6 protein-coding genes are annotated in these 7,000 nt (G+C 71.2%); all 6 read left to right on the plus strand.

What is annotated here, in order from left to right:
- On the plus strand, positions 1-511 hold a 511-nt coding region (locus CCN72_RS29500; RefSeq protein WP_279630293.1), incomplete at its 5' end, for a nitrilase-related carbon-nitrogen hydrolase.
- Positions 512-540: 29 nt separating this feature from the next.
- A complete protein-coding gene (locus CCN72_RS29505; protein WP_202442134.1) occupies positions 541-1,794 on the plus strand; it encodes an aspartate aminotransferase family protein in 1,254 nt (417 codons plus the stop codon).
- Positions 1,795-1,850: 56 nt separating this feature from the next.
- A complete protein-coding gene (locus CCN72_RS29510) occupies positions 1,851-3,428 on the plus strand; it encodes a PucR family transcriptional regulator (protein WP_086811036.1) in 1,578 nt (525 codons plus the stop codon).
- A gap of 155 nt (positions 3,429-3,583) precedes the next feature.
- A complete protein-coding gene (locus CCN72_RS29515; RefSeq protein WP_086811037.1) occupies positions 3,584-4,426 on the plus strand; it encodes a nitrilase-related carbon-nitrogen hydrolase in 843 nt (280 codons plus the stop codon).
- 93 nt (positions 4,427-4,519) lie between these two features.
- Positions 4,520-5,923, plus strand: coding sequence for a dihydropyrimidinase (hydA, locus tag CCN72_RS29520; RefSeq protein ID WP_086811038.1), 1,404 nt, complete (start codon positions 4,520-4,522; stop codon positions 5,921-5,923).
- An 11-nt stretch (positions 5,924-5,934) separates the two neighbouring features.
- Positions 5,935-6,957: a TIGR03842 family LLM class F420-dependent oxidoreductase gene (locus tag CCN72_RS29525; protein ID WP_086811039.1), complete on the plus strand. Its 1,023-nt coding sequence runs from the start codon at positions 5,935-5,937 to the stop codon at positions 6,955-6,957.
- Positions 6,958-7,000 lie beyond the last annotated feature (43 nt).

The raw sequence follows: 7,000 nt of genomic DNA on the forward strand, positions 1-7,000 counted from the left end.
CTACCTCGGCAAGTACCGCAAGCATCACATCCCGCAGGTCGAGGGCTTCTGGGAGAAGTACTACTTCCGCCCCGGCAACCTCGGCTGGCCCGTCTTCGACACCGCCGTCGGCCGGGTCGGCGTCTACATCTGCTACGACCGCCACTTCCCCGAGGGCTGGCGGCAACTCGGCCTCGGCGGCGCCCAGTTGGTCTACAACCCCTCGGCCACCCACCGGAGCCTGTCCGCCCACCTCTGGCAGCTGGAGCAGCCCGCCGCGGCCGTCGCCAACGAGTACTTCGTCGCCGCCATCAACCGGGTGGGACAGGAGGAGTACGGGAGCAACGACTTCTACGGGACCTCGTACTTCGTGGACCCCCGCGGCCGGTTCGTCGGCGAGGTCGCGGGCGACAAGGACGAGGAACTCCTCGTCCGCGACCTGGACTTCGCACTCATCGACGACGTACGGCAGCAGTGGGCCTTCTACCGCGACCGCCGTCCCGACGCCTACGAAGGGCTGGTGCAGCCGTGAGCGACCTCTACTCCCGCCACCGCCGGGTGATGCCCGACTGGCTCGCCCTCTACTACGACGACCCGATCGAGATCACCCATGGCGAGGGCCGCCATGTCTGGGACTCCGACGGCAACCGCTACCTGGACTTCTTCGGCGGCATCCTCACCACCATGACCGCGCACGCGCTGCCCGAGGTCACCAAGGCGGTCAGCGAGCAGGCCGGGCGCATCCTGCACTCCTCGACCCTCTACCTCAACCGCCCGATGGTGGAACTCGCCGAGCGCATCGCCCAGGTGAGCGGCATCCCCGACGCCCGGGTCTTCTTCACCACCTCCGGCACCGAGGCCAACGACACCGCCCTGCTGCTCGCCACCACGTACCGGCGCACCAACACCGTCCTGGCCATGCGCAACAGCTACCACGGCCGTTCCTTCTCCACCGTCGGCATCACCGGCAACCGCAGCTGGTCCCCGACCTCGCTGTCCCCGCTCCAGACCCTGTACGTGCACGGCGGCGTCCGCACCCGGGGCCCCTTCGCGCACCTGGACGACCGCGCCTTCACCGACGCCTGCGTCGCCGACCTGCGGGACGTCCTCGGCCACACCCGGCCTCCGGCCGCACTGATCGCCGAACCCGTCCAGGGCGTCGGCGGGTTCACCTCACCGCCCGACGGGCTGTACGCCGACTTCCACGAGGTGCTCAAGGAGCGCGGCATCCTGTGGATCTCCGACGAGGTGCAGACCGGCTGGGGCCGCACCGGCGACCACTTCTGGGGCTGGGGGGCACACGCCGCGAGCGGCCCGCCGGACATCGTCACCTTCGCCAAGGGCATCGGCAACGGCGCCTCCATCGGCGGGGTCATCGCCCGTGCCGAGCTGATGAACTGCCTGGACGCCAACAGCATCTCCACCTTCGGCGGCACCCAGCTCACCATGGCCGCCGGGCTCGCCAACCTCACCTACCTCCTCGACCACGACCTCCAGGGCAACGCCCGCCGGGTCGGCGGCCTGCTCATCGAGCGGCTGCGGGCCGTCGCCGCCCAGCTGCCGGGGGTGCGCGAGGTCCGCGGGCGCGGTCTGATGATCGGCATCGAGCTGGCGAAACCCGGCACCGACGAGGCCGACCCGCAGGCGGCCTCCGCCGTCCTGGAGGCGGCCCGCACCGGCGGCCTGCTCATCGGCAAGGGCGGCGGCCACGACACCAGCGCCCTGCGCGTCGCCCCGCCGCTGTCGCTGACCGTCGCGGAGGCCGAGGAGGGCGCCGCCATCCTGGAAGACGCGCTCAGGAGCGCGTACTCGTAACAAACGCGTACTACACCAAGGGGACACCTGGCACTGCCGAGCAAGGGGATACGGCCATGACCACCACCTCCGCCTCCCGTCCCGCCGCCCCGCCGGAACCCGCCCTCTCCGTGCGCCAGGTGCTCACGCTGGAGCGGGTGCTGGCCGGAGAACCCGAGGTGGTGGCCGGCGCCGGCGGCCTCGACCGGGCGGTGCGCTGGGTGCATGTCGCCGAGGCCGCCGACGTGGGCGTGATGCTCACCGGCGGCGAGATGGTGCTCACCACCGGGGTGCTCCTCGCCGGTGACGAGAGCCGGCAGGCCGAGTACATCCAGTCCCTGCACCGGGCGGAGGCCGCTGCCGTGGTCCTCGGCCTCGGCCGGGCCTTCCCCGCCCCGCCCGAGGTGATGCGCCGCGCCGCCGAACGCTGCGGCCTTCCCCTGGTCGTGCTGCACCGCCCCTTCCCCTTCGCCGAGCTGACCGAGGAGGTGCAGTCCCGGCTGGTCCGGCGCAAGTTCGCGGCCGTCAGCCTGTCCGAGGCGGTCCGCACCGACCTCACCGCGCTGATCACGGCCGGCGCCCCGCTCCAGCGGCTGCTCGACGAGGTCGCCCGGCACAGCGCCTGTCCCGTCGTCCTCACCAATCTCGCCCATCGCGTCCTCGCCACGGCGGGGGAGCGCGCCGCCGTGGACGATGTGCTGCGCGACTGGGAGCGGGTCGCCCGGCAGGCCGGCGGCGGCGCCCTGGACGCCTGGATCAGCGCCGAACTCGGCGGCCGCGGCGAACGCTGGGGGCGGCTGCTGCTGTGCGGCTACCGGGGCGAGGCGGCCAATGGGCGGCTGCTCGCCGACCGCGCCGCCGAGGCCCTGGTGCTGCACCGCATGCTCGGCGGCTCCGCGCTGAGCTGGGAGGAACAGTCCGCGCAGAGCCTGCTGACCGACCTCGTCTCCGGTGTCGTACCGGCCCGCCAACTGCTGCCGCGCGCCCGCGCCGCCGGGCTCCCGGTCAATCTGCGCACCTTCGTGCCGCTCGTCGTGCCGGACGCCGAACCCGCCGTACTGGACCGGCTGTTGCGGGTGCTGGGCCTGTCCGGGCTCGCCGCCGAGCTGGCCGACGGGGTCACCGCCGTCCTGCTCAGCCTCCCGCGCGACCGGCCCGCCGACGCCCTCACCGCGCTCTTCGCGGCCCGGCTGCGGGAGGCAACCGGGCGGCCGGACGCGCTGGTCGCCGCCGCCGACCCGCGCACCGGCTGGGACGAGGTGCCCGCGGGACTGCGCGAGGCCCGCCATGTCGCCGACGCCGTCGCCGGCTCCGCCGCCGCCCTCGGGCTGCCCGCCGTCGTACGCCTCAAGGACGTCCATCTGCGGGGGCTCGTACGGCTGTTGCGGGAGAACCCGGATGTGCAGTCGTTCGCGGAACGGGAGTTGGACGGGCTGCTGCGCAAGGCCGAGCCCGAGCTGCTCGAAGTGCTGCGCACCTACCTCGCCACCGGCCGCAACAAATCCCGTACCGCCCAGCTCCACCATGTCTCCCGGCCCGCGCTCTACCGCCGCCTGGAGGCCATACAGGGCCGCCTCGGTGTCGACCTGGACGACTTCGAACAGGCGGCCTCCGTGCACATCGCGCTGCTCGCGCATGATGCGCAACAACGCTGAAATCTGTGACCACCTGGGAAAACGGCGGTGAGACATGGGCCCGCGCAGACATGACACGGTGGCACGCCAAGCCCCAGGGGACGTGACACGCTGCCCGTCGAAGCCGGGCCGCCCGCTTCCTAGGCTCACCGCACACCCCGCTACCGGAGGTCCCGATGAGCCGAGTGATCCGTGCCGCCCTCTTCCAGACCGCCTGGACCGGCGACAAGGAGTCCATGATCCAGGTCCACGAACAGGCGGTCCGCGACGCGGCCGCGCAGGGCGCCCAAGTCCTGTGCTTCCAGGAGCTGTTCTACGGACCCTACTTCTGCCAGGTCCAGGACAAGGCGTTCTACGACTACGCCGAGCGGATCCCCGAGGGTCCGACCGTCCAGCGCTTCCAGTCCCTCGCCCGTGCCCTCGGCATCGTGCTGATCCTGCCGATGTACGAGGAGGAGCAGCCGGGCGTCCTCTACAACACCGCCGCCGTGATCGACGCGGACGGCAGCTACCTCGGCAAGTACCGCAAGACCCACATCCCCCAGGTGCAGGGCTTCTGGGAGAAGTTCTACTTCCGCCCGGGCAACAGCGGCTGGCCCGTCTTCGACACCGCCGTCGGCAGGATCGGCGTCTACATCTGCTACGACCGGCACTTCCCCGAGGGCTGGCGGGCGCTCGGCCTCGAAGGCGCCGAGATCGTCTTCAACCCCTCGGCCACCTCCCGCGGCCTGTCCAAGTACCTCTGGCAACTGGAGCAGCCGGCCGCGGCCGCCGCCAACGAGTACTTCGTCGGCGCGATCAACCGGGTCGGCGTGGAGGACCTGGGCGACAACGACTTCTACGGCACCACCTACTTCGTGGACCCCGAAGCCCAGTACGTCGGCGAGGTCGCCAGTGACAAGGAGACCGAACTGGTCGTCCGCGACCTGGACATGGCCAAACTCCGCGAGGTCCGCGACCGCTGGCAGTTCTACCGCGACCGCACCCCGGGCGCGTACGGCCCTTTGACGGCCCCGTAAAAACGTCGCCCGTGTGAAGCGCGCCCCGAAGGGGGCGCGGGGAACTGCGCGACCAGCCACGACGTACCCGCAGCCGACATCGAGAGGGGACCAATGCCCGGCCGAAAAATCATCCGCGGTGGTCTCGTCGTCACCGCATCCGACGAGATCCACGCCGACGTCCTCATCGAGGACGGCCGCATCGCCGCCCTCGCGGCATCCGGCACCCCCGCCGCCGCCGCGCTCGGCGCCGGGCAGACCATCGACGCCACCGGGAAGTACGTCATCCCCGGCGGTGTCGACGGCCACACCCACATGGAGATGCCCTTCGGCGGCACCTACGCCTGCGACACCTTCGAGACCGGCACCCGCGCCGCCGCCTGGGGCGGTACGACCACGATCGTGGACTTCGCCATCCAGAGCGTCGGCCGCACCCTGCGCGAGGGCCTGGACGCCTGGCACCAGAAGGCCGAGGGCAACTGCGCCATCGACTACGCCTTCCACATGATCGTCTCCGATGTGCACGAGGAGACGCTCAAGGAGATGGACCTGCTGGTCGAGGAGGGCGTGACCTCCTTCAAGCAGTTCATGGCCTACCCCGGGGTGTTCTACTCCGACGACGGCCAGATCCTGCGCGCCATGCAGCGTGCCGCGGGCAACGGCGGCCTGATCATGATGCACGCCGAGAACGGCATCGCCATCGACGTCCTGGTCGAACAGGCCCTCGCCCGCGGCGAGACCGACCCGCGCTACCACGGCGAGGTCCGCAGGGCCCTGCTGGAGGCCGAGGCCACCCACCGCGCCATCCGGCTCGCCCAGGTCGCGGGCGCGCCGCTGTACGTCGTCCATGTCTCGGCCGCCGAGGCGCTCACCGAGCTGGCGCGGGCCCGCGACGACGGGCTGAACGTGTTCGGCGAGACCTGCCCGCAGTACCTGTTCCTGTCCACCGACAACCTCGCCGAGCCGGACTTCGAGGGCGCCAAGTACGTGTGCTCGACGCCTCTGCGGCCCAGGGAGCACCAGGCGGCGCTCTGGCGGGGGCTGCGCACCAACGACCTCCAGGTGGTCTCCACCGACCACTGCCCGTTCTGCTTCAGCGGGCAGAAGGAGCTGGGCCGCGGCGACTTCTCCAAGATCCCCAACGGGATGCCGGGCGTGGAGAACCGCATGGATCTCCTCCACCAGGCCGTGGTCGACGGGCACATCTCCCGCCGCCGCTGGATCGAGATCGCCTGCGCCACCCCGGCGCGGATGTTCGGCCTGTACCCGAAGAAGGGCACCATCGCCCCGGGCGCCGACGCCGATGTGGTGATCTACGACCCGCACGCCGAGCAGGTGATCTCCGCCGAGACGCATCACATGAACGTCGACTACTCGGCGTACGAGGGCAGGCGGATCACCGGCCGGGTGGAGACGGTCCTCTCGCGCGGCGAGACGGTCATCGACCGGCGGGAGTACACCGGGCACGCCGGACACGGCGTCTACACCCCGCGCTCCACCTGCCAGTACCTCAACTAGGAGCAGCGCCCATGGACTTTGGACTCGTCCTCCAGACCGACCCGCCGGCCTCCCGCGTCATCGACCTCATGCGGCGGGCCGAGCACAACGGCTTCAGCCACGGCTGGACCTTCGACTCCGCCGTGCTGTGGCAGGAGCCGTTCGTGATCTACAGCCAGATCCTGGCGCGGACGGAACGGCTGACGGTCGGACCGATGGTCACCAACCCGTCCACCCGCACCCCGGAGGTCACCGCCTCCACCTTCGCCACCCTCAACGACATGTTCGGCAATCGCACCGTGTGCGGCATCGGCCGCGGCGACTCCGCGATGCGCGTCGCGGGCCGCAGGCCCAACACCCTCGCCCGCATAAGCGAGGCGATCAAGGTGATCCGCGCCCTCGGCCGGGGCGACGCCGCCGACCTCGGCGGCGGCGCGGTCGTCAAGTTCCCCTGGGTCAGGCCAGGCGCCCAACTCCCCGTGTGGATGGCCGCGTACGGCCCCAAGGCGCTGAAGATGACCGGCGAGGAGGCCGACGGCTTCATCCTCCAGCTGGCCGACCTCTACCTCACCGAGTACATGGTGAAGGCCGTCAAGGACGCGGCGCAGGCGGCGGGCCGCGACCCCGACGAGGTCACCATCTGCGTGGCGGCACCGGCGTACGTCACCGCCGACGACTCGCCCGAGGCCCTCGCCCACGCCCGCGACCAGTGCCGCTGGTTCGGCGGCATGGTCGGCAACCACGTGGCCGACCTGGTCTCCAAGTACGGCGCACACTCCGCCCAGGTCCCGGAGGAACTCACCGAGTACATCAAGTCCCGGCAGGGCTACGACTACGCCCACCACGGGCGCAGCGGCAACCCCGACACCGAGTTCGTGCCCGACGAGATCGTGGACCGCTTCTGCCTCATCGGCCCGCCCGAGCGGCACATCGAGAAGCTGACCGCGCTGCGCGCCCTGGGCGTCGACCAGTTCGCGCTGTACGACATGCACGACGCGCAGGAGGCCACCATCGACGCCTACGGCAGCCAGGTGATCCCCGCCGTCAACTCCTAGCCCCACCAGCCCCGTTCACCGTCTCTCCCGGTCCCCTCGGGGG

It is taken from the genome of Streptomyces murinus, assembly GCF_002154555.1.
Lineage (GTDB): Bacteria > Actinomycetota > Actinomycetes > Streptomycetales > Streptomycetaceae > Streptomyces > Streptomyces murinus.

Coding starts and splice junctions, on each gene's coding strand:
- CCN72_RS29505 (WP_202442134.1), top strand. CDS start 541: ATGCCCGACTGGCTCGCCCTCTACTACGACGACCCGATCGAGATCACC.
- CCN72_RS29510 (WP_086811036.1), top strand. CDS start 1,851: ATGACCACCACCTCCGCCTCCCGTCCCGCCGCCCCGCCGGAACCCGCC.
- CCN72_RS29515 (WP_086811037.1), top strand. CDS start 3,584: ATGAGCCGAGTGATCCGTGCCGCCCTCTTCCAGACCGCCTGGACCGGC.
- hydA (WP_086811038.1), top strand. CDS start 4,520: ATGCCCGGCCGAAAAATCATCCGCGGTGGTCTCGTCGTCACCGCATCC.
- CCN72_RS29525 (WP_086811039.1), top strand. CDS start 5,935: ATGGACTTTGGACTCGTCCTCCAGACCGACCCGCCGGCCTCCCGCGTC.